25 protein-coding genes are annotated in these 25,754 nt (G+C 49.2%); 14 read left to right on the plus strand and 11 right to left on the minus strand.

Going from position 1 to position 25,754, the window contains the following annotated elements; all coding sequences use genetic code 11:
• Window positions 1-3 precede the first annotated feature (3 nt).
• The 11 genes from MHI24_RS01245 (at window position 4) to MHI24_RS01295 (ending at window position 12,497) form a co-directional block, all read left to right on the plus strand.
• On the plus strand, window positions 4-996 hold the full coding sequence (locus tag MHI24_RS01245; RefSeq protein ID WP_340023748.1) for a hypothetical protein: 993 nt from the start codon (window positions 4-6) through the stop codon (window positions 994-996).
• A 97-nt stretch (window positions 997-1,093) separates the two neighbouring features.
• Window positions 1,094-1,855 carry a sugar phosphate isomerase/epimerase family protein gene (locus MHI24_RS01250; RefSeq protein ID WP_340023749.1) on the plus strand — a complete coding sequence of 254 codons (762 nt, stop codon included), beginning with the start codon at window positions 1,094-1,096 and terminating at the stop codon, window positions 1,853-1,855.
• Window positions 1,852-3,138 (plus strand): ATP-grasp domain-containing protein, encoded by a 1,287-nt coding sequence (locus tag MHI24_RS01255; RefSeq protein WP_340023750.1) that lies wholly within the window; start codon window positions 1,852-1,854, stop codon window positions 3,136-3,138. The genes MHI24_RS01250 and MHI24_RS01255 overlap by 4 nt, the downstream gene beginning before the upstream one ends.
• Window positions 3,135-4,406, plus strand: a complete 1,272-nt coding sequence (locus MHI24_RS01260; RefSeq protein ID WP_340023751.1) for a hypothetical protein — start codon at window positions 3,135-3,137, stop codon at window positions 4,404-4,406. Before MHI24_RS01255 ends, MHI24_RS01260 begins: the two co-directional genes overlap by 4 nt.
• Window positions 4,407-4,436: 30 nt before the next feature.
• On the plus strand, window positions 4,437-5,492 hold the full coding sequence (locus tag MHI24_RS01265) for a hypothetical protein (RefSeq protein ID WP_340023752.1): 1,056 nt from the start codon (window positions 4,437-4,439) through the stop codon (window positions 5,490-5,492).
• Window positions 5,493-5,775: 283 nt separating this feature from the next.
• Window positions 5,776-6,618, plus strand: coding sequence for a sugar phosphate isomerase/epimerase family protein (locus MHI24_RS01270; RefSeq protein ID WP_340023753.1), 843 nt, complete (start codon window positions 5,776-5,778; stop codon window positions 6,616-6,618).
• 709 nt (window positions 6,619-7,327) lie between these two features.
• Window positions 7,328-7,720, plus strand: coding sequence for an Rrf2 family transcriptional regulator (locus tag MHI24_RS01275; RefSeq protein WP_340023754.1), 393 nt, complete (start codon window positions 7,328-7,330; stop codon window positions 7,718-7,720).
• A 77-nt stretch (window positions 7,721-7,797) separates the two neighbouring features.
• A complete protein-coding gene (locus MHI24_RS01280; RefSeq protein WP_340023755.1) occupies window positions 7,798-9,243 on the plus strand; it encodes an MDR family MFS transporter in 1,446 nt (481 codons plus the stop codon).
• A gap of 33 nt (window positions 9,244-9,276) precedes the next feature.
• Window positions 9,277-10,410, plus strand: coding sequence for an NADH-dependent flavin oxidoreductase (locus MHI24_RS01285; RefSeq protein ID WP_340023756.1), 1,134 nt, complete (start codon window positions 9,277-9,279; stop codon window positions 10,408-10,410).
• A 14-nt stretch (window positions 10,411-10,424) separates the two neighbouring features.
• Window positions 10,425-10,871 (plus strand): methyltransferase domain-containing protein, encoded by a 447-nt coding sequence (locus MHI24_RS01290; RefSeq protein WP_340023757.1) that lies wholly within the window; start codon window positions 10,425-10,427, stop codon window positions 10,869-10,871.
• A gap of 870 nt (window positions 10,872-11,741) precedes the next feature.
• Entirely contained in the window at window positions 11,742-12,497 is a 756-nt protein-coding gene (locus MHI24_RS01295; protein WP_340023758.1) for a hypothetical protein, read from the plus strand.
• A 16-nt stretch (window positions 12,498-12,513) separates the two neighbouring features.
• Here MHI24_RS01295 and MHI24_RS01300 read toward each other — a convergent pair whose 3' ends face one another.
• Window positions 12,514-12,864 (minus strand): hypothetical protein, encoded by a 351-nt coding sequence (locus MHI24_RS01300; RefSeq protein WP_340023759.1) that lies wholly within the window; start codon window positions 12,862-12,864, stop codon window positions 12,514-12,516.
• Window positions 12,865-13,107: 243 nt separating this feature from the next.
• Window positions 13,108-13,998 carry a LysR family transcriptional regulator gene (locus tag MHI24_RS01305; RefSeq protein WP_340026863.1) on the minus strand — a complete coding sequence of 297 codons (891 nt, stop codon included), beginning with the start codon at window positions 13,996-13,998 and terminating at the stop codon, window positions 13,108-13,110.
• Window positions 13,999-14,125: 127 nt separating this feature from the next.
• On the opposite strand from MHI24_RS01305, the gene MHI24_RS01310 reads away from it, so the two are divergent.
• Window positions 14,126-15,166 (plus strand): YeiH family protein, encoded by a 1,041-nt coding sequence (locus MHI24_RS01310; protein ID WP_340023760.1) that lies wholly within the window; start codon window positions 14,126-14,128, stop codon window positions 15,164-15,166.
• Between the two features lie 146 nt (window positions 15,167-15,312).
• Here the strand turns inward: MHI24_RS01310 and MHI24_RS01315 are convergent, their stop codons facing one another.
• Both MHI24_RS01315 and MHI24_RS01320 read right to left on the minus strand, forming a co-directional pair.
• Complete coding sequence (locus MHI24_RS01315) at window positions 15,313-15,786, minus strand: C40 family peptidase (RefSeq protein WP_340023761.1); 474 nt, start codon at window positions 15,784-15,786, stop codon at window positions 15,313-15,315.
• A gap of 125 nt (window positions 15,787-15,911) precedes the next feature.
• The gene (locus tag MHI24_RS01320; RefSeq protein WP_340023762.1) at window positions 15,912-17,693 is read right to left on the minus strand and encodes a sugar-binding domain-containing protein; all 1,782 of its coding nucleotides are present in this window, start codon (window positions 17,691-17,693) and stop codon (window positions 15,912-15,914) included.
• 135 nt (window positions 17,694-17,828) lie between these two features.
• Here MHI24_RS01320 and MHI24_RS01325 point away from each other — a divergent pair, with 135 nt between their 5' ends.
• Complete coding sequence (locus MHI24_RS01325) at window positions 17,829-18,608, plus strand: AraC family transcriptional regulator (RefSeq protein ID WP_340023763.1); 780 nt, start codon at window positions 17,829-17,831, stop codon at window positions 18,606-18,608.
• An 11-nt stretch (window positions 18,609-18,619) separates the two neighbouring features.
• Here the strand turns inward: MHI24_RS01325 and MHI24_RS01330 are convergent, their stop codons facing one another.
• Complete coding sequence (locus tag MHI24_RS01330) at window positions 18,620-19,168, minus strand: GNAT family N-acetyltransferase (RefSeq protein ID WP_340023764.1); 549 nt, start codon at window positions 19,166-19,168, stop codon at window positions 18,620-18,622.
• Between the two features lie 11 nt (window positions 19,169-19,179).
• On the minus strand, window positions 19,180-19,386 hold the full coding sequence (locus MHI24_RS01335; protein WP_340023765.1) for a hypothetical protein: 207 nt from the start codon (window positions 19,384-19,386) through the stop codon (window positions 19,180-19,182).
• A 150-nt stretch (window positions 19,387-19,536) separates the two neighbouring features.
• On the opposite strand from MHI24_RS01335, the gene MHI24_RS01340 reads away from it, so the two are divergent.
• Window positions 19,537-19,899, plus strand: coding sequence for a ribosomal protein L7/L12 (locus MHI24_RS01340; protein WP_340023766.1), 363 nt, complete (start codon window positions 19,537-19,539; stop codon window positions 19,897-19,899).
• 87 nt (window positions 19,900-19,986) lie between these two features.
• On the opposite strand, the gene MHI24_RS01345 is transcribed toward MHI24_RS01340, so the two are convergent.
• From MHI24_RS01345 to MHI24_RS01365, 5 genes are all read right to left on the minus strand, one after another.
• On the minus strand, window positions 19,987-20,625 hold the full coding sequence (locus tag MHI24_RS01345; RefSeq protein WP_340023767.1) for an ABC-2 transporter permease: 639 nt from the start codon (window positions 20,623-20,625) through the stop codon (window positions 19,987-19,989).
• The gene (locus MHI24_RS01350; protein WP_340023768.1) at window positions 20,618-21,487 is read right to left on the minus strand and encodes an ABC transporter ATP-binding protein; all 870 of its coding nucleotides are present in this window, start codon (window positions 21,485-21,487) and stop codon (window positions 20,618-20,620) included. The genes MHI24_RS01345 and MHI24_RS01350 overlap by 8 nt, the downstream gene beginning before the upstream one ends.
• Window positions 21,484-21,864: a GntR family transcriptional regulator gene (locus MHI24_RS01355; protein ID WP_209990105.1), complete on the minus strand. Its 381-nt coding sequence runs from the start codon at window positions 21,862-21,864 to the stop codon at window positions 21,484-21,486. The genes MHI24_RS01350 and MHI24_RS01355 overlap by 4 nt, the downstream gene beginning before the upstream one ends.
• Before the next feature lie 120 nt (window positions 21,865-21,984).
• On the minus strand, window positions 21,985-22,662 hold the full coding sequence (locus MHI24_RS01360) for a succinylglutamate desuccinylase/aspartoacylase family protein (RefSeq protein WP_340023769.1): 678 nt from the start codon (window positions 22,660-22,662) through the stop codon (window positions 21,985-21,987).
• A gap of 204 nt (window positions 22,663-22,866) precedes the next feature.
• Window positions 22,867-25,413, minus strand: coding sequence for a diguanylate cyclase (locus tag MHI24_RS01365; RefSeq protein WP_340023770.1), 2,547 nt, complete (start codon window positions 25,411-25,413; stop codon window positions 22,867-22,869).
• Between the last annotated feature and the right edge of the window lie 341 nt (window positions 25,414-25,754).

Genomic DNA, 25,754 nt, shown 5'->3' on the forward strand with positions numbered 1-25,754 from the left:
GATATGACGTCTCATACGGATACGCCGGATGCCAAGCCGGAAATGATGAAGCTGGCGGCGATGGAATGTGCAGCTTCCTGCATCTTGACCCACTTATACCGGTCCGGGGCCAACCCTGATCTGTTTCTGCTGGATTACTGGAATGTCAACTATGTCTCGCGCATTATTACGGCGAGCCAGCATGTGCGATTGAACAAAAGCTTGCCCTTTCTGTACGGCATCCATCTGGTTTACAAGGGATGTGGACCTGAGGCGCTAAAGCAGTCTGTTCAGTCAGGGAACCGTGCGGTAGTGAAATGCCGCCCATCCGATCTGGATTTTTTCCCACCCCAAATGCTGATCATGGCGGAGAGCGGATTCGAGCATTATATCCTCGCAGACAGCTTCGATGAAGCGCGTAACGCCTTCAGAGTATTCGATCCCATTGTCGATTTCAACGGATTCCTGACCGGAGAAGAGCTTATGCGGGCATCGGCGGAGCCGGAAGAGGAGGAAATCATTTTCTATGAGCTTCAGCCGGATCAAGAAGGGAAGGGGTTCGAAGCTCCCGGCAAGCGTGATATCTTCGCCTATGCAGCCAAGCGAAACTACGAAATGTATGTCCGTTCTCAATACAGTTCGGGTACCGCCGCATTGGACAGCTTTGCCCGGGATTTACAGGAATCTCTAGCTTTAAGCCCGGAACAAACCTCGAACTGGTTGAACCAGAACTCGATCGCCATTGCTTCCTTAACCAAGCTCCGATCTTCCATATGGAACAGCTTTGCCCAGCTGGGTGTGATGGACAAGGGGCAGGTGCTGGAAGGGACGAACCGGATCAGCGGGATCGTGAAGTTATGGACGACACTGAATTTCCTGCTTGTGAAATACCGCAAGCACATCGGGGACGAAGCGCTGCTGCGCTCGGCTCTTGCCAGGCTGCGGGAAATTCGGGATACGGAGCTTCAATTCCTGGCCTGGATGAATGGAATAGGCGGTGATCTGACTGCGGTATAATCTATGCACGATTTCTTTTCGGCACGAGCTGGTATCCTTCCGGGAGCTGCTTCGTTATGCTCATGATACGGGCTTCAACGGTATAGAACTGTGGGGCGTGCATGCCAAGGCTTTGCTGCGCCAACGGGGAACGGAGCTGGGCGGTATGCTGGACGAAATGTTCAGCTACGGGCTCAAGATCAACATGCTGAGCGATTATATCCCTCTCATGGGGAATATCCCAATGGACGTTCTGCTTAAGGAGTGGCAGGAAACCGTACAGGCGGCCAAAGCGTTCCACACCAATAAGCTGAGGATTTTCGCCGGCAACCGGAGCAGTCAATCTCTTGATGAGAAGGACTGGGAGCTCTGCAGCGAACGTCTAAATATCCTTTGCGCCATAGCAGAGAGGGAAGGGGTCTATACAGTGGTTGAGACTCATCCGGGAACCGCTGCCGACGGCTTAGATTCCACACTTCAACTGCTCCGGCAAACCGGCCACCCTGCCTTGAAGCTGAATTTGGACTTTCTGCACATTTGGGAATCGGGTGCTGATCCCCTTGCCGCCTACGAACGCTTGAAGCCATGGATGGTCAATATCCATCTGAAGAATGTGGAATCCCGGCAATGGCTCGAAGTATTCTCTCCTGACAATATCTATTCTCCGAGCGGCAGCCGCAGAGGTATCGTACCCTTGGCCGATGGAGAAATGGACTGCCAAGCCATAATAAAGCGCCTTATCCTGGACCCTACCCAAGTCCCGGTATCTCTGGAATGGTTCGGAGCCAACCCCTTTCAAATCTTAAAGTCGGAGCTAGACTGGCTTAAAGGGCTGGAGTCCGATCGCAAGCTGGAGAAAGTGGAGGTGACGGGAACATGAATAACGCACCTTATGTGGAGCATCTGACCGGAACGCGTGCACCGAAGCTCTGGTACTCCAATATTAATTGGGAACAAGGAAAAGCCGCTCAAGAGCTTCGCTTACCCCATATTAACAATGCGTCCGGAGATCGGCTCGTCTCGCAAATGGATCTCTACCAAATTTATTTGGCTGACCGGGATGATCTTGTTCTCCTGAAAGAGGCTCCAGATCCTGAATTCCTAGCTTATTTGGAAGAAGAGAAGATAGCCATACCCTCCATCGCGATTGGCGCACGGTCTGAATATACGGGTGAGTTTCGCAACCGGATTGCTGTTCCTTATTTGATGGACGAGCAAGAGGAGCAGTTTCTCAAGGAAAACGGAGGGAGATGGATCGGCCCGCCAGCCCGATTGTCCGTGGAACTGAACAGCAAGATCGCAACGCGTAAATTATGCGAAGAAATCGGCTTTCCAGTCAGCGACGGCAGGATATGCGAGGGGCTTGACGCGATCCGCCGTACTTGCGCCGAGTTGGAGAGACGGCATCCTGGAGCCCGGCTGGTTGTAAAAACCGCATACGGTTCTTCCGGTAAAGCGCTGTTCCATATCCATCGGGGCTCCGATTTGGAGATGCTGCTTGGATATTTAGAGAGGCAGATCTCCCGGGGTGGCGGGCAACCGGTTGTGACGGTGGAACGCTGGCATCCGGTCGAGCGCCATCTGACGGCACAGCTCTGGCTGGGGGGAACCAATTGCGAGATCCTGGCTATGACCGAGCAGAGGATTACGGATGCAGGAGTTTACAGGGGGAGCCTTCTGCACCCGGACCTGCCTGAATCCTTGACCGTGGCTTATACCGGACAGCTGCAACAGCTGGGTAAATCTTTACATTCCCGGGGCTACGAGGGTTTCATCGGGGTAGACTCCATACTGGATGAAGACGGAACTTTAATACCGGTTATAGAGATCAACGCCCGTCTTACCATGGTCACGTATTTGCTAAAGATCCGCAAGCACTTGCTCGAACGCGGGTTTCCTAGAATGGAGACTCAATCCTATGATTTCAAGCTCCACCCTGGAGCCACATTTGCAGAATTTGCCGAAAAGGTGACATCGATAAGGATCTCTGCAGAACAAGGCGGGGCATTCGTGTATGGTTTCCACCGTGATGGGGAATCGGCAGACCGTATCCGGCCTTGCAGGATCTCGACTCTGAGCTGGGGTGTGGACGATGAAGCTGAGAAGCTTGCCCGTCAAGGGCTGGAGGAAGCAATCATGGAATGGAGGGGAGCTGTCGTATGACTATGGTTTCACAACAACTGTCTAATCAGCAGGAAGTGGGCCAACCCTTTTGGCTGGAAGCAGCCCAGCCGTTTGGATCACCCGTTTATGTATATGACGAGGGCAAGCTGGCCTCCGATTATTTTTCGCTGCGGGACGCTTTACCCAAGGATGTGACGCTATATTATTCCATGAAGGTCAACCCCAATCCGGAGATATGCCGTCTCATCAACGGCTGGGGTTCGCCGGTCGAAGTCGCATCGGTGGGGGAATATGAGATGGCCCGCTCTAACGGGGTACATCCGAACAGCATCGTGTTTACCGGACCGGGCAAAAGCGCGGACGAGATTCATCATGTGCTTCGTCATGGGATCTACGCGATTAATGCGGAGTCCATCCCGGAGCTATTCGTCATTCACGATGAAGCTGTTGCGCTTGGTATGACCGCTCCCGTTATGTTAAGGGTCAATTTATCTACTGGAGCCAAAGGCTCGCGTATGTCATCGGTCGGACTTGCCTCCCAGTTTGGGATCGACGACAGTGAAATTAATGAAGCGGTGCAAACGGCCATTACCCTTGAAGGGCTAGAGCTGATCGGATTGCATACGTACCAGGGCACGCAAAATTTTCACCTCGACTTTTACCGGGAGAGCGTTCCGATGATGTTCGGTCTCACCCGGCAGGTGCGGAACCAATTCGGCCTGCAGCTTCGATGCTTAGGGCTCGGCGGCGGTTTCGGCGTTCCCATGTTTCAAGGCGATGAGCCGTTTCCTGTCGAAGCCTTCGGGGAGTACCTTGCCGGGGAGTTAGAGCGCAACCGGGATCTGGAACTCAAAATGGTATTCGTAGAATCAGGGCGGCGGATTGCCGCAACGATGGGGATTTATGCGGTCAGAGTGCTGTACACCAAGCTCTCCAGAGGCAAAGCCTTCGCCATTGTCGATGGGGGAACCCACCATAGGGCTTTCTCCAGCCTGATGGGACGAAGCTTCAAGCAGCCTCTGCCTCTTCAGCTTTGGAAGGCGGGGGAGCGCAGGCTATACGAATCCGGTGAAGGAGAAGGCCGAATCTCCTACAATGTTTGCGGTAAATTGTGCACTCCCGCAGATGTGCTGCAAGGCAGCGTCATGCTTCCCCCTCTAGAGCCGGGGGATTGGATCGCGTTTCCCCATATGGGAGCATATGGCTTAACCTGCGGCAATGTTCATTTTCTGTCTCATGCTCTTCCGAAAGAAGTTATTCTTCGCCCTGACGGTACGTTAAATGATGTGAGCTGGCTATCCACCTAATCAGTGAGTTCATCATAGGGAGTTGACCATATGACACCTGCCCATCGGATTTTGCCTTATAATGACATTTGGCTTGATTGTGTCAATAATAACTTGATGTCGATTCTCATTAGTCATCATTCATCGTTCGAGAAGCTGCCTCTGACTTTTAAAACGCAGTACTGGAAAAAACTCATCAACCAGACCTTCCCCGAAGACAATTTTGAAAGCTTGCTTCATCAAGGATTAATGCTGCCGAAAGTTCAATATGACACGGAACAGCTCTATCATTATCTTCGCTTTGAGGATCAGCTTATTGAGCAATCGGATATACCTTTCCTGGATGAGATGATTCAAGGCGCTTTAGACAAGCAGAAATATGTCTTTCTCGATGTGGACCGCTTTTTTTATTCCAGTGGAAGAGAATCCGGTAAAATCCATTTTATCCATCCGACATTTATTCATGGAAAATGTGCGAGTGGGGAGGCATACACAGTAATTGAAGATTGCCTATCTCCAGGGCGAATGCACGATTATCAAACTCCACTTGAAGTCATTATGGAATCTACCCAAAATCTAATTCAAAGCGGCAAAAAAGTCAGATTCATAATGGTTTCTGTGCATGAAGGATCGATCAGGAATTTTAACCATGAATTTTCAGTACAGGACTCGTTTATCTCAGAACTCAGAAGCAATCTATTGGATGATAAGGTCGTTTTTCTTGAACAATATGGTCTTCATTACCAGTTGGGACTACAAGCGTTGACCGATTATGTAGAGGAATTCGAAGAACTTGTAGGTAATTTGAACGAGACTAGCATATTTGCCTTGAGAAGCAGTTCTTTTGCACAGAATCATAAGAAGAATCACAGGCTTTTTAAGTTACTGGAAGATCAATCGTCCCATACAAATCTCTATAAGAAGTTAGCAGAACAGAGCGTGGAGCTAAGTCATTTATGGGAAATTTATAGAACGACAGTTATTAAAATGATCGCATCAAATAATCGCGTTCATGATCAAGCGTTCGTAAAACTCGAAGAGATTGTGAAGAAAGAATATAACATGGTCCAGACGATGAAAATGGCAGCTGAGGTTAGTAACTCTTAGCAAAATAACCCCACAAAGTGGAGCTTTAGCGTAGGTGATGACTCAGATACTTTGTGGGGCCCCCAAAACAAAAGGCCGCCAATGGGCGGCTTTTTTTCTTACACTGGCTTAACCGTGTCACGAATCACCAGGCTTGTAGGCAGCATGATTTTCTTGTTGCCGTAAGACGAGCCTTCTTGGCCAACCCGGAGCTTGGACTTGCGCCGGTTCAAGGAACAAGTGATAATGAAGTCAGACTAATGGATACTGACTAAAACTTCTGTTCATTGAGGGGGATTATGAAATGCTGAGAGGTTTGACCCTAAGCGGTCTGGGGGCAGTGGAAAGTGACGAGCGGTTCATCGAACTGGCCGGCAACGGCGGTTTTCAGGCGGTTGACCTGGATGCCAGAGGATTGATACAACGTCTTGGAATAGATGGGGCCCGTGCAAAGCTACAGCAGCACGGCGTTGTGATTGGTGCAATAGGTTTGCCTGTGGAATGGAGAGCTGATGAGGACCGGTTTCGGGCAGGGCTGACCGGCTTGACGGAAGCTGCTGCTGCTGCACATTCGCTCGGCTGCACACGCTGCTGTACTTACATCCTGCCATCAACCGAAGCCAAACCTGCCCACTTTTTAGCAGTCGCCACCCGGCGCCTGCGGCTCTGCGCGCAAATACTGGGTGCCTATGGTATCAGGCTGGGACTCGAATTTGTCGGACCGCATCATCTGCGGACAGCCTGGAAATACCCCTTCATCTGGACGATGGATGAGACGCTGGACTGGATAGACGCGATCAGAGAGCCGAATGTCGGTCTGCTGCTGGATGCGTTTCATTGGTACACGAATGGCCAGGCTCCAGGTGACATTGAGCGGCTGCAGGCGCAGCAAATCGTTCATGTGCACATTAACGACGCGCCGGATATCCCTCTGGAGGCTGTGCGGGATAACGAACGCCTGTACACCGGGGAAGGTGTCATCAATCTGGAAGGTTTTTTAAGAGGACTGCAGCATATTGGTTATGACGGAATTGTATCCCAGGAGGTTCTGACGGCAGACCAGCCGGAAGATAAGCCGGAGCAGCTGGTTCTCCGCTCCAAGGCAGGGTTCGACCGTGTATTTACCGCTGCCGGACTCCCGGTGTAAGAAGATGAACCCGTTGAAGTAATATGTAAAGGATATGAAATGCATTTTTGAGTTGATCATTAATGAAAAGGGATGTTGGTGTACAAGAACATAGTCCCATAAGAGCCCGCGCCAAGCGCGGGTTTTCTGTTTTAAGGGACAAGAACTTGGTACTATTACCGATTTGATGGATATCATCTTTGGGAGTGATGAGTTGCTGGATAAGGACTTCTCTAGATATATAAGAAGTGGCTTCCAGCTCAGGCTGTACATTGCGTATTATCTAGGCCGGATAATCAATGCATCTTTCCCATCTTCATTGACTACTCCGAGATTCACTGTATAACTTAGGAAATCAGTTTTTTTATTTTTTACATAAATAATTCTAATTCAGATGCCAACATCGTTCAAAATACCGAGAAAGCTCTTTACGTTTTAACGATCAAGTCAACCTGTCGGTTCATCAGCTAACAAAGTAAAGGCTACAGAAGTATGGTTCTTCGTTACATCATGTTTGAGGATCACCCGGGGTAGAATCTAATCAAAACACTATCCGAAAGTTTGGGATGCAACTAGGATTTAGGACGTATGCTCCAGCTCGCCTATTCTTCGGCCTACCTAATTTTCGGAGGCCTTTTTAATCCTTTAAAAGTTTTAATTATGTTGACTATTTAAATAAATACAGATATTATAGATAAATATAGTCTGTTTTTGATATAAGGAGGAATAAATGAAATATTCTAGAGCTACCGATTACGCATTGCATACAATGCTTTTTCTAGTACAGGCGACCCCTAAAGAGACAATGAGTGTAAATAAGCTGGCAGAACTACAAGACGTATCTCCTACTTATCTTTCCAAAATTTTAACGAAACTTGTTAAGGCAGGAATGATCGAATCCTTACCAGGCATGAGCGGTGGCTATAAATTAAAAAGGAATTGGGCAGATATTTCATTCCTGGATGTCATCCAAGCCATTGAAGGTACTGCTTCATTGTTTGATTGCAGCTTTGACCATGGTCCCCAATGTCCCATTCAAAGGATAATATTGCAAGGAGAAAATAAGATGGAAAGTTATTTTAGAAATATGACCTTGGCTGATCTTGATAAAGAGATTCAATAATTTTTTTTTGCTATAAATACAGACAAAAGGAGTCTATAAACTCCGGGAAAATATTGAGACAGGATGGAGATGCAGAAATGGCTGAAAATGTGATGGAAGAACAGAATCAGGGATATAAAGTGATACCAATAATGGCAGCGTTGCTGCTAAGCGGATTTGTCGGAATGTTTAACGAAACATCATTAAACATAGCTTTGAGTGATCTTATACACTTATTTCAAATTTCGAATGCAACTGGCCAGTGGCTAACCACAGGATACTTGTTGACATTAGCGATCTTAGTTCCCATCTCGGGATATCTGCTGCAACGTTTTTCTACCCGTCAGCTTTTCATTTCTTCACTTGCATTATCGATTATCGGGACACTGGTAGCAATAAGTGCTTCTGGATTCAGTATCCTAATGATTGCGCGTGTCATTCAAGCGGCGGGGGTTGCGATTATGCTGCCACTGATGTACAGTACGGTACTAATCATCATTCGCCCAGAGAAGAGAGGGGGAGCATACGGCTTAATTGGATTGGTTTTGGTTGTTGCGCCAGCCATAGGACCAACCATTTCAGGCTTGTTACTGGAGAAAATAGGATGGAACTGGATATTTGTGTTAACTCTTCCCATCTTAGTGCTCTCTTTGATGATAGGACTGCGATATTTGCACAACTTTTCGATGGTTACGAAACCTAAACTGGATATTCTCTCCCTATTCTTTTCTACTCTCGGGTTTGGTGGGATTGTATTTGCCTTTAGCAGTGCAGGAGAAGGTGAAGGAGGATTAGCTACACCAACTGTCATTATACCAATAGGTGTGGGTATTGCCTCTCTTATGGTCTTTATTATACGGCAATTGAATATGAAGCAGCCGATGATGGATATAACAGCATTTAAGCATAAAATGTTTGCTGTTGGTGCAGTCATGATTTTCTTAAATCTGATGATGATGTTAGCCGCTACAATCATGTTGCCTATGCTATTGATCAGAGGGCTTGGTCTAAATGCTTTTGAAGCTGGACTTGTCATGCTGCCTGGTGGAATCGTAAATGCGATCATGCTGCCCTTTATGGGAAAAATTTTTGATAAATATGGCCCTAAGTGGGTGGTTCCAATAGGTATGTTAATTATAGTTGTTGTATTATGGCTCCTTTCTGGAGTTACAGTGAACACTACTTTGCTTCAGGTTATCATATTGCATTCTTTCTTGATGATTGGGATAGCTATGGTATGGATGCCTTCACAGGCAAATGGGCTAAATGAATTACCGCCACAGCTCTACTCACATGGCAGTGCGATCATGAATACGATTCAACAGTTGGCAGGAGCAATCGGAACGGCAGTTGCCGTGAGTATTATGACGTTAGGGATGAATGATTTTATGAAACAAATGAAAGGTAGGGAAGATATTGAGGCGGTAGCTGTTGTAGCAGGGATTCAAAATGTATTCCTTTTCGCCATGTTTATTGCATTAATCGGTCTTATACTTTCATTCTTTATTAAGCGGGTGAACGTATCCAGTATTGAACAGCAGTAGCTTAATTTCAACTTATATTGGGAGGAAATATCAATGAACCTTATGTATAATCCGCTTTTCCAACCGCTAACGTTTCGTAGCGGGCTGCAAGTTCATAATCGAATCGTAATGGCTCCAATGACCAACTGGTCTTCTCTTCCTGACGGTTCCGTTTCAGATGAAGAACTTCGTTATTACGAGCGGCGTTCGGGCCAAGTGGGAATGGTCATTACAGCATGTGCATATGTCACGCCTAACGGCAAAGGATTTCATGGTGAAATTGCTGCCGATCGTGACGAATTAATCCCCAGTCTACAACAATTAGCATCAGCGATTAAAGCAAAAGGATCAAAAGCGATTTTGCAAATCTATCATGGAGGGCGCGAATGTCCGGCAGAATTGGTACCTGAACGAGATGTGGTTAGCGCAGGTAATGTGCCCAGCGTCCAAAACCCAACAGTAATTCCAAGAGCACTAACTCGTACGGAGATTGTTTCCATTATCAAGGATTTTGGAGAGGCGACGAGAAGAGCTATTGAAGCCGGTTATGACGGTGTTGAAATCCATGGGGCTAACCGTTATTTATTTCAACAATTCTTTTCGCCGCATGCCAACAATCGTGATGATCAATGGGGAGGCAGTTTAACGAAGCGAATGGCATTTCCACTGGCCGTTGTAGATGAGGTGAAGCGTGTAGTAGCTGAGCATAGTAAAGGCGCGTTTGCAGTAGGCTTCCGATTTTCTCCGGAGGAAGCAGAATCTCCAGGGATCAAGATGTCAGATACGCTTGAGTTTGTGGATGTCCTCGCAGCACGGGAACTAGATTACCTTCATATTTCATTAATGGATATCTGGTCGCACCCCCGTAGTGGAAATGATCTGAATCGCCCAAGAATTGAAATTATAAATAACAAGATTAATGGAAGAGTTCCTTTGATCGGTGTAGGAGCAATACGGACAGCAGAGGAAGCCTTAAAAGTTTTCGAAACGGGAATCCCACTAATTGCACTAGGAAGAGAACTCATCATTGACCCTGATTGGGTACAGAAAACTCAAGATGGGCAAGAAGTGGATATTACTCTTTCTTTAACTAAAGAGGCACAGAAAGCATTAGTTATACCTGATCCGATGTGGAAAACGATTGTGAATAGCCCTCCAGGCTGGTTTCCAATTAGTGAATATAAATGACGGAGGTTATCTTAATGCTGAACAACATTTTTGATGAATTGAATTGGGAAAAAGCTTGGCGGGAGGATGAATCAACAGGCGTAAATATGATGAAAGCAGCGGGGATTGTTCCGGAACGTGCCTTTGACAAGACTGCTCAAAAGTATAATCATCAATGCTTTACCGAAGAGGGAATGCAGCGTACAAAACGGATTATAGGTTGGCTGGAAGAACAAGGAGTAGCATTTGAAGGTGCTTCCGTGTTGGATATTGGCGCAGCGTCTGGAGGGTTCTCCATTCCTTTTGCACAAAGAGGTGCACAGGTTACAGCGGTTGAACCTAATCTCCCTTTTGCAGAAATTCTGGAGAACAACAACCAGAAGTGGACAGAGGGAAAAATTAAAATTGTGAAAAATGTATTTGAAGAAATTGAGATTAAGAAGGAGGAGTGGGAGAAGGCATTTGATTACGCTAAGGAATAGAGAACTGTTGATAAATAGCTTTGCCACACGCTTTAATTATAAATTCGTAAGGGAGTTACGATGAACTTCTAATGTCGGTAGACAAGAACGGGGTTTCTGCAACGTTGAAAATACCCATGGCATATTTCTCATTCACAATTGAGAATGCTTTAAAAAAGTATGTGTACATGGAGATCAACTCTACTGGATTTCTTGTCCACCGACATAATGAGTTGTTTTTTTGTGGCCAAACAAAGGTATAAGTCGACTTATATACATATGTACAAAATACGGGTTTTGTGAAGAAGTAGTAAGCAAATAAATTGGACCAGCTTAATTAAGCTGGTTTTGGGGCCGTTTTTATATCTGATCGAATTACTGTTTGGCTTTGGAGATATGATTTCATTATGGTTTTACCTTTTCCAAATTATGCTATATCGTCGGCTATCACGCAATCTATAGTTTCAGACACACCTTCGGCAGCAACTTGCGATGCTATGGCGGCTGTGGTTATTTGCTCACCCTCATGGTTGCAGTTACCGTCAAAATCGTTTAGCGGGCTCCGTGCCCCTCCGGAATCAATGTAAACTTAACAAAAAAGAGGTGATGTTCCTCGAGCTCTCCCCCTTTCCTGATTTTTTTGTCGAGTGGCCTCGACGTTCTTCTTTTCATGATCCTTCAGGACCGTCTGGTGGACCTCAGAATCGATGAGTGCCGGATGAAAAGGAGATGATCCACTACCAGAACCTCTATACTGCAAGCCCCCTAGACCACTTGTATATTCTAAAACTAATATAAGTTGACTTTTATCTCATAAAAATACTAGAATGATAGAGTACAAATTGGAATATGTTGTAACCAAACTATTGTGAAGAGGAGCGATTTAAAGGCATGAAAAAGCTACTCGCCTCATTTTTTGCCACTGTCACTTTGGTCATGAGTTTAGCTATTCCGAGTTATGCTGCTGAAGTATTACCGCCCGCCGAAGGGTCACCGCCCAATCTCCAATTGTACAGAACATTCGAAGCCGCCCCCAACAGTGAAATCGTTCTTGATAGTCTGCAAGCTTATGAGGAAAACGGAAAATACCATGTGCGGGTCGGAAAATCCCGCCCTGCAAATGGACAACAAGAATCCTACAATATCGAAGTTGACTTTCAAACTGGAATTTATAGCGTTCAAAACTATACCTCGCATGAAGCAACTACAGAAGTCGAAAATGATCCCATTACCACAAAGGCAATATACAACTACACAGCTACAGTCACCGCAAAAACACTCGATCCAGTAAATATTTTATGTAATTCGTCCACACTGCAGTGGTCCTGGTCCGAGAACACCAGTACAACGGGATATCCGTATACAGCCAACTCACGTTCTTTGACATGGTGGGATGCCCAGCCTACATCTTTAGGAACGTATTGGTACTATTCTAACCATTCATGGGGCGGCGGCTCCGATTCTGGACAAAGTGCTTCTGTCCAGCACGTAAATTATAACTTTGGAGGCGGCATCGCCGGAACGACATATGCCGAGCATTACATAAGTATAACGCCACGGCCAAACGGCATGTATCATTACTATGTAGACCTTGAGACAGATGGAATAGCCGGCAACCTGCTTCATCTCGGTATCGATGCCAACTAAAAACGAAGGCCTTCCTCTAGCTGGGAAGGCCTTCGTTTTTTTTGTGTCTGAAAAATGAAAGGGTAGCTACGATTTGGATCAATAGGATCAGTAAAAATACGTTCCAAATGCTCGGAATGGAAGCAATGGAGATATAGAAGGAATAGGGTGCCAGCCAGATCAAAGAAATGGCCATAAGCAAGCGAAGACCAAGCCAGATTGAAACGGCCATGAAGGCTGAAGGTAATGTGAGCATGAGGACCACAATCACTTTTGTGCTGCTGGATACCGCATGTTCACTGTAAGGGTTAAAAAACAGAAAAAGGAAACTTAGTCCAATACCCAGTAGGGATAAGATAAAGGCCGACCACTTCACCCCAGGACTCAAATAGCCCACCTCCTGTTCATAGGAACCACTTTATTCCATTTCATCCTATCACATTGCACTCAAAAAACCTACCCCCAACCGTAAACATTGATTTCCAAGCTTCCGTATATTTGCTTTGTTCAGCCCGGAACGGTTATTCGCCGGGGACAGCTTTGCTTATGCAGCGATGGGAATTTTTGCGGGACTTGCTGTCATTCTGTACGCTTCAGGTATCTATTATTTCAATAAAAAAGATCTGCATATCTAAAATGCACTGTCCAGCTTAATCAACCTCTCCACGAACACTTCGTTCGCTCTGCTGGGAACATGACCGGTCAGCCGCACAACCGTGAAGTCTCTTTCAAGTCTCAGGCCCTGTACGGGAATTTCTATGAGCTTACCGGTCTCGATCTCCCTGCGGACCACCCACTTCGAGAGCATGGCAATTCCCAGTCCGGCTGCGACAGCCTCCTTCACGCCCTGGCTGCTGTTGATTTCATAGGAGCGCTTCAGTCTTAAGCCCGTTTGTTCAAAAAAAATATCACTAAACGAACGCGTCCCCGAACCGCTCTCACGCAGCACCCATATCTGATCCTGGAGTGAGCCCACCTCCGTTGCACCCGCTCGTGAGAGCGGGTGATTCTCAGCAGCCACGATGATTAGCTCGTCTTGCATAAAGGGAACAACATGCAGATCTGCCGCCTCGATATTTCCTTCAATCAGCCCCACCTCAATCTTATTGTCCCGTAAGGCCGCAACAATCTCCGATGAATTCGCAATCGTCATCCCCATCTCCACGTCAGGATATTGCTTGGCGAAGGATGTGAACAGCCGGGGCAGGACATATTCGCCAACCGTAAAGCTTGCCCCGATATGCAGGCTTCCGCTAACGGTATCATGCAGCCTGGCCAGATCGAGCTTAACGGACTCATAGAGATTCAGCATCTCCTTCGCCCGTCTATAGAACAGCTCCCCCGCTTCCGTCAGCTTCACCCATTTGGGTGACCGGTTCATGAGCTTTACGCCGAATTCCTTCTCCAGATTACGGATCTGCAGACTGACTCCCGGCTGTGACAGATGCAGCAGCTCGGCCGCCCGGGAGAAATTCCGCTGCTCCACAACCGTTACATACACCACCAGAGATTCCAGCATGATAGATAGCTCACCGCCTGTAAGATAAGTTTTTATTATGATATAGATTTAGAATCCGTATTTCCCTAATCAATCATAACTGAATATAGTGATTAAAGAAACCAAATTCAACCTATTGGACGTGACTTCGATGAATCTACAATTCGCCGGGCAAATAGCGGAAAAGAAAAAACAGGGCTTTGCGCTCGGCATCGCCTTGCCTCTAATGCTGGCGCTGCTCGCCAAATACGCATCTGCTGCCCCCATCCTCAGCATTATGGGACAATTAGTAATAGCTATTCTGCTCGGAATGATCTGGAGAGCAACACTAGGCGTTCCAGGTTATTTAACACAGGGAATCTCCTTTACCTCCAAGAAGCTTCTGCGGTATGGCATCATTCTGCTGGGCATGCGGCTTAGCCTGAAGGATATCCTTCAGGCGGGTCCCAAGGTGGTACTAATCGCCTTGGTGTGTATTGGTTTCACAATCTGTACGGTACTTGGTCTTGCGAGGCTGTTCAAGGTAGAATCCAGACTGGGACTGCTTACGGCTTGCGGGACAGCGATCTGCGGAGCGGCAGCGGTGGTGGCCATCGCTCCACAGCTCAAGGCCAGTGACGAGGAAACGGCGATCAGTGCGGCAACTGTAGCGATCTTAGGCACTATTTTTACACTGATGTACACCCTTCTCTATCCCGTCCTTACCCTGACCCCGCTGGGCTACGGCATCTTCTCTGGTGCCACGCTCCATGAAATTGCTCATGTGATAGCAGCAACGGAGCCGGCCGGCAAGCAGGCAGTTGATCTTGCAGTCATCGTCAAATTAACCCGTGTCACCATGCTGGTGCCCATCGCTGTGATCATCGGAATCTGGACCAACCACAAAGAACGTAAGGCGAACCCGGGAAGCCGGCCATCCAACTGGAGATCTGTTCCCGTTCCATGGTTTATCCTGGGCTTCCTGCTGATGAGCACCGTCAACACCCTTCATATCATCCCTGAAGCAATCACGGATAAGCTTGTATTCGCCGCTTATTTCCTCATTGCCATGGCGATGGCCGGACTCGGCTTGAACGTGGATATGGCTGCTTTTAGACGCATGGGCCTTAAGGCATTTGGAGCCGGCTTGATCGGGTCTGTCCTGCTATCCGGGTTAGGCTTCCTGTTGGTGAAGATTTGGGGATTAGATTAATCATTAGCTCTCTTGAGCCCTCTTGCAATATACAAATATCAATTCTCTTGCAGCCTGGCATGATGCTTATGAGGATAAAATCAGGCATAAAAAACGGCGCCCCACCCCGGTATTCCAGGGCAAAGTCGCCGTTTGATTATCTTATATTAATTCCCGGTCATCTTCTGATACATGCTCTCCGAGATGGTTCTTCTTGCGGTAACATAGCGGTCCTTATAGTAACCTGATGACAGGCTGGTGATGGTCACACCCTTATTGCTGGAGGAATGAGCAAATTTGTTGTCGCCGACATAGATGCCTGCATGGGAGACGCCGTTGCCCCCGGTCTCGAAGAAGACCAGATCCCCTGGACGCAAATCGGACTTGGCGACATAATCGCCTGCAGTGGATTGAGACTTAGAGGTTCTTGGAAGATCCAGATCGAACTTACCAAATATGTATAGGATAAACCCGGAACAGTCAAACCCTTCAGATGCCTTGGTGCCCCCCCATTTGTATGGAGTTCCCATGACCTCATCAATCTCTTGGTTAAGCCTGGAACCGTCATCCGCAGATGCTCTTTCAGATCCAAACGATAGCAATAGCACAATACCCAGCAGCCATACGATTCCTTTCTTCAAACAGAACTCAGTCTCCTTTCTTGCCGGCTAATGCTGCCTGACATTTATTAATTTTTTGTAACTATTATGAATGATAGTGTAATATCTTCCGTTCGTCAACCCCTTCTATGATTTTTTGAAAGAGTTTACATGCCTTGCTTCAGATTAATCTCCCTAATCCGTGCAAGCGGCACCTTCGGCTTGCGCTCCGCAGTCAGTATGCCGTTCACCTCATCCTGGACGTCAGTAACCTGTGTGTAGCAGTACCCGGAGATGAACGGAATGGCCTGAATCGCCCGGGTTAAGCTGCCGAACCGCTCCAGATAAGCCTCCTCGCTATCCACCTGTTGACCATACCCCCAGCCGTGCTCGCTAGTGAAGGCAATCCCTCCGTACTCGCTGATGATGATCGGCTGTCCCTTATATTTGTAACCTTCTGCAAAAGCAAACTTCCACTCATTATACGTACCGCCGCTGCCCGTAATAGAGTCTTTATCCTTGTAAGTTTCATATAGCGCTTCGCCCCGCTCCACATAATCATGCAGGGTCAGAATGTCAGACACCGTATGCTCCCAGCCGTCATTTGTAATCACCGGACGATAGGGATCGATAGATTTGGTCAAAAGGTAGATGCCCTCCGTGAAGGTCTGCTGCCGGACGTCATGAAGGATGTTCTGCACACCCCACGATTCGTTAAAAGGCACCCAGGTGATGATACACGGATGATTATACTGCTGCTGCACAACCTCCAGCCACTCCCTGGTGAACCGTTCCAGCGCCTCGTCGTTGTATTCATAAGCGGCCGCCATTTCCGACCAGACCAATAACCCCTTGACGTCACACCAGTACAGGAACCGGGCGTCCTCCACCTTCATATGCTTGCGCAGACCGTTGTAGCCCATCTCCATAATCGCCTCAATATCTTGAATCAGCGCTTCTTCTGACGGCGGGGTCAGATGGCTGCCGGTCCAGTAGCCCTGATCCAGGATCAGTCTCTGGTACAGAGGGATGTTATTCAGCAGGATCTGGCCGTCCTTGATCGAGATATTGCGCATGCCGAAATAAGAGCCCACCCGGTCAATCTCCTGATCCCCCGCATACAGCACGAACTCAATGTCAAAAAGATTCGGATTCCCCGGTGACCACAGGTTCTGCAGCCAAGGCCCGTTAATACCGCCCGTCATGCTGACTTCCACTGTCATCCATGCTCTGTCTACCGCCAGGCTAAGCTTATTCACTCTTTCGCCTTGATACGTAATTTCCGTCTCCAGCCGGAGATTCTGTGCTTCTGTGAGCCCATGTACGCGATAGTCCAGCCGAATCATCTGGCGGTTAATGTCGGGCGTCATTTTCACTGAATCCAGCCGGGCAGCGGGGACATGCTCCAGCCAGACGCTTTTCCAGATGCCAGTGGTTTGCACATAGAACGAATCGTGATTCCGGCCCGCCCAGCGCTGCTTGCCCCGGGGCTGCAGACAGCTGTCGCTGTCAGTCACCATCAGCACAATCTCATTCACGCCATCCGGCCCCAGCAGATCGGTAATATCGAACGAGAACCGGGCATATGCCCCCTCATGCTCTCCGGCATAGCTGCCATTCACCCAGCAGACCGCTTGATAGTCCACGCCTTCAAAATGCAGCACAGTCCGCTTCCCTTCTGCTTCCGGGGACAGAACCAGCTGCTTGCGGTACCAGATCCGCGGGTGGAAGGTCTCGTCGCCGATACCGCTGGCCGCTGTCTCGTAGGTGAATGGAACGTTAATCGTGTGCGTGGACGGGAAATGGTCCATCCAGCGCGCTGCAACGCCTGTCTGGTCATCATCGAAGCTGAATTCCCATTCTCCGTTCAGTTCCTGCCACTGGCTGCGGACAAATTGGGGTCTCGGGTAGTTCGGAATATAGAATTTCGTAGCTGCTGCTCTAGTCATCTCAGTTGTAGCCCTCTCTCTCGTTACTGAAGTATTCTCCATATTTACTATCACAGAGTACTCCCTTGTCCCGGGAAAGAAAATGATTTATCCTATCTATTGACTGATCTATTATATAAAAAGGTGGAAATATGTATGATCACCCTGAAGCGGTGCGGTGCGAATGTAATTCATCCGGAGGGCATGACAATAGACCGCCCGGAAGGCTCCGGCGATTATGTGTTTGTATTCTTTCGCAGCAGGATGCAGCTGAGGCTTGAGAAGCGGAGTGTCTATGCTGAACCGAATACCTATATCATCTATAACCAAACCAGCGATTATTTCTATAAGGATGCGGAGCTTCCGCTGGTGCATGACTGGTTTCACTTTGAGATGGAGGAAAAAGATGCTTGGTGGGACCGCCTAAAGCTGCCGCTGGACACCTTAATGAAGGCCCATGACCCTCTATATATCTCCAGAAAAGTTCATGAGCTTCATTGGGAGAATCTGCAGAACGGTACCTTCCGCCAGGAGATTATCGACTCCATATTGCGCGGCCTGTTCATGAAGCTTAGTGATATCCGTCATCATGTGGAGGCCAGCCAGCCGATCAGCAAATACTATGATGCGTTCCTGAACCTGAGAAATGAAGTGCTGAGCTCCCCCTCCACTTGGTATTCTGTCGAGCAGCTGGCGGAGCGGATGAATATGAGCCCATCTTATTTCCAACAGATTTACAAGCAGATCTTCGGCATCCCGGTGGTCAGCGACATCATCCTGGGCCGGTTGGGATATGCGTCTTATTTGCTGCGGAGCACCACGTATACGATCAGCCATATCTCAGCCATTTGCGGCTATGAGAACGATGTCCATTTCATGCGGCAGTTCAAGAAGTTCACCGGGCAGACGCCAAGTGAGTATAGGGGGAAGGGCTGATACGGCTTTCTCTAGGCCACCGGATTAACAATACCGTAATAAACCATATCCTCAAAGGCATTAATCTTATATACCTGATCCTTCAGTGTGCCTTCATAGCTCATTCCGCACTTTTGCATCACTCTGCCTGAGGCGGGATTGGAGGCGAAATGCCGGGCATAGACCTTGTGATAATTCTTTACGGTAAAAGCAAATTCAATAACCGCCCGGGCTGCTTCCGATCCGTAGCCATGCCCCCAGTGGGCTTCACCGATCCAATACCCCATCTCCCCATTACGATAAGACGGATGATGGGATAGCCCAATCGCCCCAACCAGTTGACCGTCTGTCTTGAGTGTAATCGCGAAGTCATACATTTTATCCTGCTCAAAGTTCTGTTCAATATTTGCGATCCAGTCTGCCGCACACTCCAAAGGATAAGGATACGGCAAGGTCAAGGTGCTCTTATATATATTGTAATTGTTACAAAAACTGCTGACAGCGGTTGCATCCGATGGCTTGAATAAGCGCAGCCGTAATCTGTCCGTTTCGAGTGTCCGCTCTGCTTGATTGTAAATCATACGTATTCTCCTTAGAAAATCCACATTAACACAACAATAATCAAAGCAATAATAGCAACTGCGATCAACGTATCGGAGATTTGCCGCCACAATCCCAGTGGCCCTTTGGTATGAAGCTCCTGTGCTTTGAAGTCATGATTGGCTTTGTGCCCGCCGGGGTCATTCGAATAGATAGGTGGTCCACCAAAGGGTCCACCGCCAGTTGGGAATTCAGTCATCAGAATCACCTCCCTTTTTATAATTATACACCATTTGATCTCATTTTTGGTAAATACGAAGATTAATATGGAAGCAATTAACATTCCGTGCTTAAGTGTTCATTCTTTCTTCTCACGGGTAGTAGATTATTAGGAAAGGAGCCATCGTCTATGGATCAAATTCAAACCTCTGATATTATTGCTGTACTGGCGCTGGTGCTGGCGTTATTGCTGATGCTGAGCGTGTTCAGCCTGAAGCGGCGGGTGAATGAGCTGGAATCCCGGCTGATGCAAAGGGATACTTACGGGGGGACACCTGTATCTCCAGCCGCCAGCAAATCCTCCGGTAACCCGGTCCCGATGCTCGTGCAGAACCCGGAGATGCCGCCCGATCTGGAGCGGAGAATACGCCTGCTGCTGGCCGAAGGCAAGAAGATACAGGCGATCAAGGTTATGCGCGAAGCGCGGAATCTGACGCTGAAGGAAGCGAAGGACTTCATCGACAGCCTGGAGCGGGGCGGAACCTTCCGTTAAGTGAGCCTATAGCAAATGACCTCAGTCCTCCACCAGGCGGTGGAAGCTGAGGTCATTTTGGTGATGACGCCTATACTGGTAATGAGACTAAATATCCTTGTTCATATAAATCCGCGAAGAGATCAAGTAAGAGGCGTAGATAATGATCAGGTAGGCGAGCACGCCGATGACCACCAGCAGCATATTTTCTATTTTGCCGTTCTGAATCCACTGAGAGAGAGCCGGATACTCCTTGTTCAAGCTTGCAAAGATGGTGAAAATAAACATAATAACCATCAAAAATATAAAATTGGTGATCTGCATCCCTTTTTGCCCCAGCCAGTAATAGAGCGGCAGATAGAATGAGGCCAGCAGGGGGATCAGGGCCGTAACCAGACCCAGCTCTTTCCAGTGCAGCGGTTCGTCCAGCTTGCCCAGCGCGACAGCAACATAGTACATTCCAATGGTGCATACGATGCTAAACAGCGCGAGCGGCAGCAGTGTCATATATTTCGCTTGAACCAGCCGCTGCCTTGGCACCGGCAATGTGGCCAGAAACTTCTGGTTGTTATGCTGCATATCAATCGTACAGGCGTTAATCAGCAGCAATAGTGCCGGCAGCAACGCGAATACCGTATAAGATTCTGCATTGGAATAGATCATAAGCACGAAATAGGGAATCAGCAGCAGCGTAAATTTCCGGATTATCATGAAGTCTTTACGGATCAGAGCGATGGAATTAGACAACCCCTTCACCCCCTTTTACTGTAAAATACATAATCTCTTCCAGCGTAGGCGTCTCGCAGAGTGCCGTGTCCTTGAAATATCTTTCGCCCTCCGCCCGGTTGCTGATCAGGCCCTCGAACCCCAGCCCGTTCTCCCGCAGCCCTACGAACCACCGCCGGACATCCCGGTCCAGCAGCTCCTTCCCGCCTTTGACCAGCAGATAGCGCTCACTGAGACTCTCCTTCATCTCGTTGAACACAATTCGTCCCTCGTTAATGAATACAATATAGTCGGCAATCCGGTCCAGATCGGTAGTGTTGTGGGTGGAGAACAGGATCGACTTTTTCTCATCCTGGATATGCTCACTGAGCAAATCCAGCATCTCGCGGCGGAAGACCGGATCAAGCCCCGAGGTCGGCTCATCCATGATCAGCAGGTCAGCACCATGGGATAGAGCTACAGCCAGCGAGAACTTGATTTTCATCCCCTTCGACAACTCCTTGATTCTCTTTCCCGGCGACAGCTTGAACTGCTCCTGAAACTTCAGATATGTATCGTTGTCCCACCCCGGATAGAACGGAGCGATAATATTCTTCATCTGCTTCACGGTCATATTCTCATAATAGATACTCTCATCCGAAACGTAGCCGATCCGCGCCCGGATCGCTGTCTGCTCCTGCCGGTTATTGTGTCCGAACATCTGAATGTCGCCTTGATCCGGGTAGATTAGGCCCATCATCATCTTGATCAGCGAGGTTTTGCCTGCACCATTCGGGCCGATCAGCCCGGTAATGAACCCTTCCTTAATCGATAGCGAAATATCCTTAAGCTCAAACCGGTCGTAGCTCTTGGTTACATGGTCTAACTGGATGACATTGCTCATTCCTGTTCCTCCTCATAGAGAAGCTTCAGCATCTCCGCCAGTTCGGCGTATTCCATCCCCAGCTGCCTGCTCTCATCAATAATCTCTTTCAGTTTGCCTTCCACCATCCGCAGCCGCTGTTCCCGGATATATTCCTGATCCGCCCCGGATACAAAAGACCCCTTGCCGACAATCGAGTTAATCAGTCCCTCCCGCTCCAGCTCCTCATAAGCCCGCTTCGTGGTGATTACACTGATCTGCAGCTCCTTAGCCAGCAAGCGGATCGACGGCAATGGCGTTCCCGAGACCAGCTCGCCTTGCAGAATCATCTGGCGGACCTGTCCGACAATCTGGGCGTAGATCGGTTCGCCGGATGTACTTGATATCAGAATATTCATGCAGCAGCATCAGCTTCCTTTGTGTTCTTTGTGTTTAGTGTATATATTTAATATATACACTATAACCAATTCTGTCAATTCATGATTTCACCCCAGTTAAGAAAAGCGGTCGGCAGGCGCTTACATCAGCCCTGCCGACCGCAGGAATTGACGGACGATCTCACTTTGCCATTTCACCCTTAAGGAATAATCCAGGCTCCAGCAGGTCTCCACTGTCACTGCCCTGGCGTCAACCAGGCGCTGGCAGGCCATCCGGAAGGTTCCGGCGCGTTCCCGGTGCCGCAGGTTGAAGTGGTATGCCTTATTGGCAATAGTCAGATTCATCCGCCCGATGATCCGCTTCGCCGTGCCCCCGGCCCGGCTGGCCTGGCTGATAATCAGGCTCTGGCCGACCCGCTTCGGGTTCAGCTGGGACAGCCCGTTGGCTTCATGGAGATCAAGCACCCAGGAAGGGCGGTAACGCAAGGCAAGCTGCCATATCGCTGCGGACAGCGGATGTCTGGCCTGGCTTCCGGGGCCACGCGGAAATGTACGGTTCAGATCGGGCTGTCCGCGGATTCCCTTACGCCGTGCGATCTGGTTCGCCAGCGGAACGATGATCAGCTTCCCCTGGCGCAGCTTCATCTCCCCCCGGCTGAACCTTCCGGCGATGCCCTGGGCGGCGCGGCTGCTTGCCGGCTCATTCCCGTGGACACCAGAGAGGATCATGAATACAGGACCGGGAGCCCCGCTGCTGATGACATAATAAGGTGTAGCATATGGCGTTCCTGCTGCCAGCGTATGCTTCTCTACTGACACTGTGGTTCACCTCCTGTGGATCATGTGGACGATGGAATACATGAAGTAGGACAACAGCAATGGTTACACAGTACTGTATGCGGATTACTCACAGGGGATTGGACATATAGGACAGGAACAGAATTTTCGGGCCCGCTATACAACCCAAAAAAGCCGGAATGTCCTGTAAGGACATTCCGGCTCATTGGCTTGATATGTTAAATACTAATAGAATACAACCTTATTCTTCCCGGTGGACTTCGCTTCATAGAGCGCCTTCTCTGCCTTGGCGATGAAGTCAGACGGTCGGTCTGAGGGAACCGGCACCTTCAGCACTCCGCCGATGCTTACGGTAACGACTCCTTCCTCTTCATAGCGGTCACGGGGAATCTGCAGCTCCTGGACGCTTTGGCGGGCGGCTTCAGCCAGCTCCTCTGCCTGTTCTTGCGAGGCTCCGGCCATCGTCACGATAAAGTTCGCGCCGCTGAACCGGGCCACGAAGCCCCCATAGCTCATTCCAATAATGTTCAGTACGTCAGCCACCGACTGGATGCACAGATCACCGCCTTTTAATCCGTGGACAGCATTATAGGCATGGAAGTCATCGATGTCGATGGACAGCAGCAGCAGCGGCTCCTGCAGGTTCCTCTCATCCTCCCAGCGCTGATCCAGCTCATTCTCCAGCGCCTGCCGGTTCGGCAGATCGGTCAGAGAATCTGTAGTCAGGTAGCTCTGCATCTGAGTGGCCGCATCAGCATACGCTTCGCCCTTCGCTTCTGCCCCTGTCCCAGGACTTAAGACTGCCATCACCGACGGTTTGCCGCCATGGACAACAGATGCGAGGCTCAAGGATAATTCCAGCGGCGCTCCTTCCCCGTTCACGAATTGGCCCTGGCCGGATACGAACTGGGTCACATTCCTGCTTAAGTTCTGGAAGTGCTGCTGCAGGTCAGGGCGGTAGGTGCCATGCACATAATTCAGGAACGGCTGCCCGACCAGGGAGCTGCCCTTCTCTTCACCAAGCAGCTCCTGAGCCCGGTTATTGCAATAGGTAATCACATCATCCGTGATCATCAGGAACGCTACCGGAGACAGCTCCATCAGCTGCAGATAACGCTGTTCATTGTGACGGAGCGTACGGGCATTCTGCAGGGCCTGCTCTTCCGCCTGACGAAGCTGGTTCTCGGTCTGTGCGCGCAGGATGGATTTGAGCTGCGGCAGAATATTCAGATGCTGCTCCCTCCAGGGAAGAGAGGTCGACTGGACCACCTGCCGCCATTTCTCGAATGACTTCCGTGGAGACAGCCGCATGGTGTCACCTTCCTGGATGACCGCCTTGGCCGGATCGCCGGCCCAGTCTACAATCTCCACCACTTCCGGGCGGAACCAGATCATGTAATTCTGATGGCCCGGGGTCAGGGCAAGATAGATGACACCTGAGGCCGTGTTCTTGTAAGCCTTCGCGGACTCATATTCCAGACTGAGCTTGGAGGTGCAATAGGTGTAATCCTTCGCCTTGCCGGACAGCCAGCCGGCAAGCTCCCGTACCTGCTCCCGCGAAGGCGTCGCTCCGAACAGCATCAGCTTATCCTGGTAGCAGACCGCTGCACCGGAAGCCTCCATCAGCTCCAGCAGGGTCTGTTCTTCCTCTACCAGCTGCTCAATGATACTGGATGAGCTGGTATGGCCTGTGAAAATATCGACAATCCGCATTGCCTTGGTCCGTACCTCCAGCTCAGTCTGATAGTTATCCAGCTGCTGGCGCTGGAACAGCTCGCTGGAGAAGAAAGCCCCCAGGAAGTTGCACAGATTGCGGATGCGGTGAGGCACATATCTCGGGGAATAGTGATGGCAGGTGATCAGTCCCCATAGCTTATTGTTGTTAATCAGGGAGATGGTTGTAGTCGCCCCCACCCCCATATTCTGCAAGTATTCAATATGGAGCGGGGAGACGCTGCGCAGGATGGAGAGGCTGAGGTTGAGCGGCTTGCCGGTCAGCGGCTGAAGCACAGGGGTAATCGGCACGGGGAGATAGTTCACATCCACGATGGTCCGCAGCCAGTTGCGCAGATACAGCTCACGCGCCTGCTTAGGAATGTCGGATGCCGGATAATGATGCCCCAGGAACGGCTCCAGCCCTTCTTCCTTGGCTTCGGCAATGACCTTGCCGTTCCACTGCTCATCGAACTCGTAGATCATCACTCGGTCATAGCCCAGCATCTCTTTCACCTGCTCGGCAGCAGCCTGGCTGGCCTCCAGCCGGTTCGAGGTATGCTTCAGCCGTCCGAAGAACGTGCGAATCCAGTCGTAATCATTGGCGCTGTCGCTCTCACTGATTGAAGCCGGCTCCAGTTCGACAATCATCAGGCCCTCGCTTTCGTGAATGATGCAGAAGAAATCCTCCGGCACACCTCTAACTTCAATCTGTATGACCGTATATTGTAAATCTGCGGTTTCTTTCGCGTTAACACTGCGTACAAGCAGCATGGCCAGTTGTCCGGGGCCGATCAGATCCGCCATCGGTGTTCCCAGAAGCGCATCAGCAGCGGTTCCCAGCAGCACATCTGTATTCCAACTGGCCTGGACGATCAGATTGTCCTGATCCTGGGTTACGGCCAGCAGTACGCCATGCGGTTGAATCAGCCCGGGAATATGGATCGGCTCCTTCTCGCAGTTCGTCAGATCCACGGCTTCCTTGGGGCTTAGTCCGGTCTCGTTCAGTAACGTCCGGTTGAGCGGTTGATTCTCGTTTTGTGCTTTGAAATCTGCCATAGGTGATGGTCCTCCAGTGATGTATTTGTTTCAAAAGCATTTTTTGCGTAGACTCATTCTAACGTACTTCAGGCTGAAATAACAATCAGACCACGCACAACCAATTGAAATAGATAACGCTGATCATGTGTTACAGGAATCCCGATCAGGTATAATTATTAGGGATAGGGCATAATCTTAGGAGGCTGTCAGGTAAGCCATTACACGCACAGCCCATGATCCGAGGTGACCAAGATGAGACGATACAGACGTTCCGGCAGAGACCTGGTTTCTTTGCTTCTGGGTGTATTCTCCATACTGATCATTGCCTTCTACGTAATCCGGTATCTTCTGCAGACCGT

Origin of the sequence: Paenibacillus sp. FSL K6-1096, assembly GCF_037977055.1 — a bacterium.
Taxonomy (GTDB): Bacteria; Bacillota; Bacilli; order Paenibacillales; family Paenibacillaceae; genus Paenibacillus_AQ.

Coding starts and splice junctions, on each gene's coding strand:
- MHI24_RS01310 (WP_340023760.1), top strand. CDS start 14,126: ATGAATCTACAATTCGCCGGGCAAATAGCGGAAAAGAAAAAACAGGGC.
- MHI24_RS01350 (WP_340023768.1), bottom strand. CDS start 21,487: ATGAGCAATGTCATCCAGTTAGACCATGTAACCAAGAGCTACGACCGG.
- MHI24_RS01365 (WP_340023770.1), bottom strand. CDS start 25,413: ATGGCAGATTTCAAAGCACAAAACGAGAATCAACCGCTCAACCGGACG.
- MHI24_RS01290 (WP_340023757.1), top strand. CDS start 10,425: ATGCTGAACAACATTTTTGATGAATTGAATTGGGAAAAAGCTTGGCGG.
- MHI24_RS01335 (WP_340023765.1), bottom strand. CDS start 19,386: ATGACTGAATTCCCAACTGGCGGTGGACCCTTTGGTGGACCACCTATC.
- MHI24_RS01330 (WP_340023764.1), bottom strand. CDS start 19,168: ATGATTTACAATCAAGCAGAGCGGACACTCGAAACGGACAGATTACGG.
- MHI24_RS01260 (WP_340023751.1), top strand. CDS start 3,135: ATGACTATGGTTTCACAACAACTGTCTAATCAGCAGGAAGTGGGCCAA.
- MHI24_RS01275 (WP_340023754.1), top strand. CDS start 7,328: ATGAAATATTCTAGAGCTACCGATTACGCATTGCATACAATGCTTTTT.
- MHI24_RS01285 (WP_340023756.1), top strand. CDS start 9,277: ATGAACCTTATGTATAATCCGCTTTTCCAACCGCTAACGTTTCGTAGC.
- MHI24_RS01355 (WP_209990105.1), bottom strand. CDS start 21,864: ATGAATATTCTGATATCAAGTACATCCGGCGAACCGATCTACGCCCAG.
- MHI24_RS01295 (WP_340023758.1), top strand. CDS start 11,742: ATGAAAAAGCTACTCGCCTCATTTTTTGCCACTGTCACTTTGGTCATG.
- MHI24_RS01245 (WP_340023748.1), top strand. CDS start 4: ATGACGTCTCATACGGATACGCCGGATGCCAAGCCGGAAATGATGAAG.
- MHI24_RS01340 (WP_340023766.1), top strand. CDS start 19,537: ATGGATCAAATTCAAACCTCTGATATTATTGCTGTACTGGCGCTGGTG.
- MHI24_RS01255 (WP_340023750.1), top strand. CDS start 1,852: ATGAATAACGCACCTTATGTGGAGCATCTGACCGGAACGCGTGCACCG.
- MHI24_RS01320 (WP_340023762.1), bottom strand. CDS start 17,693: ATGACTAGAGCAGCAGCTACGAAATTCTATATTCCGAACTACCCGAGA.
- MHI24_RS01325 (WP_340023763.1), top strand. CDS start 17,829: ATGATCACCCTGAAGCGGTGCGGTGCGAATGTAATTCATCCGGAGGGC.
- MHI24_RS01280 (WP_340023755.1), top strand. CDS start 7,798: ATGGCTGAAAATGTGATGGAAGAACAGAATCAGGGATATAAAGTGATA.
- MHI24_RS01270 (WP_340023753.1), top strand. CDS start 5,776: ATGCTGAGAGGTTTGACCCTAAGCGGTCTGGGGGCAGTGGAAAGTGAC.
- MHI24_RS01265 (WP_340023752.1), top strand. CDS start 4,437: ATGACACCTGCCCATCGGATTTTGCCTTATAATGACATTTGGCTTGAT.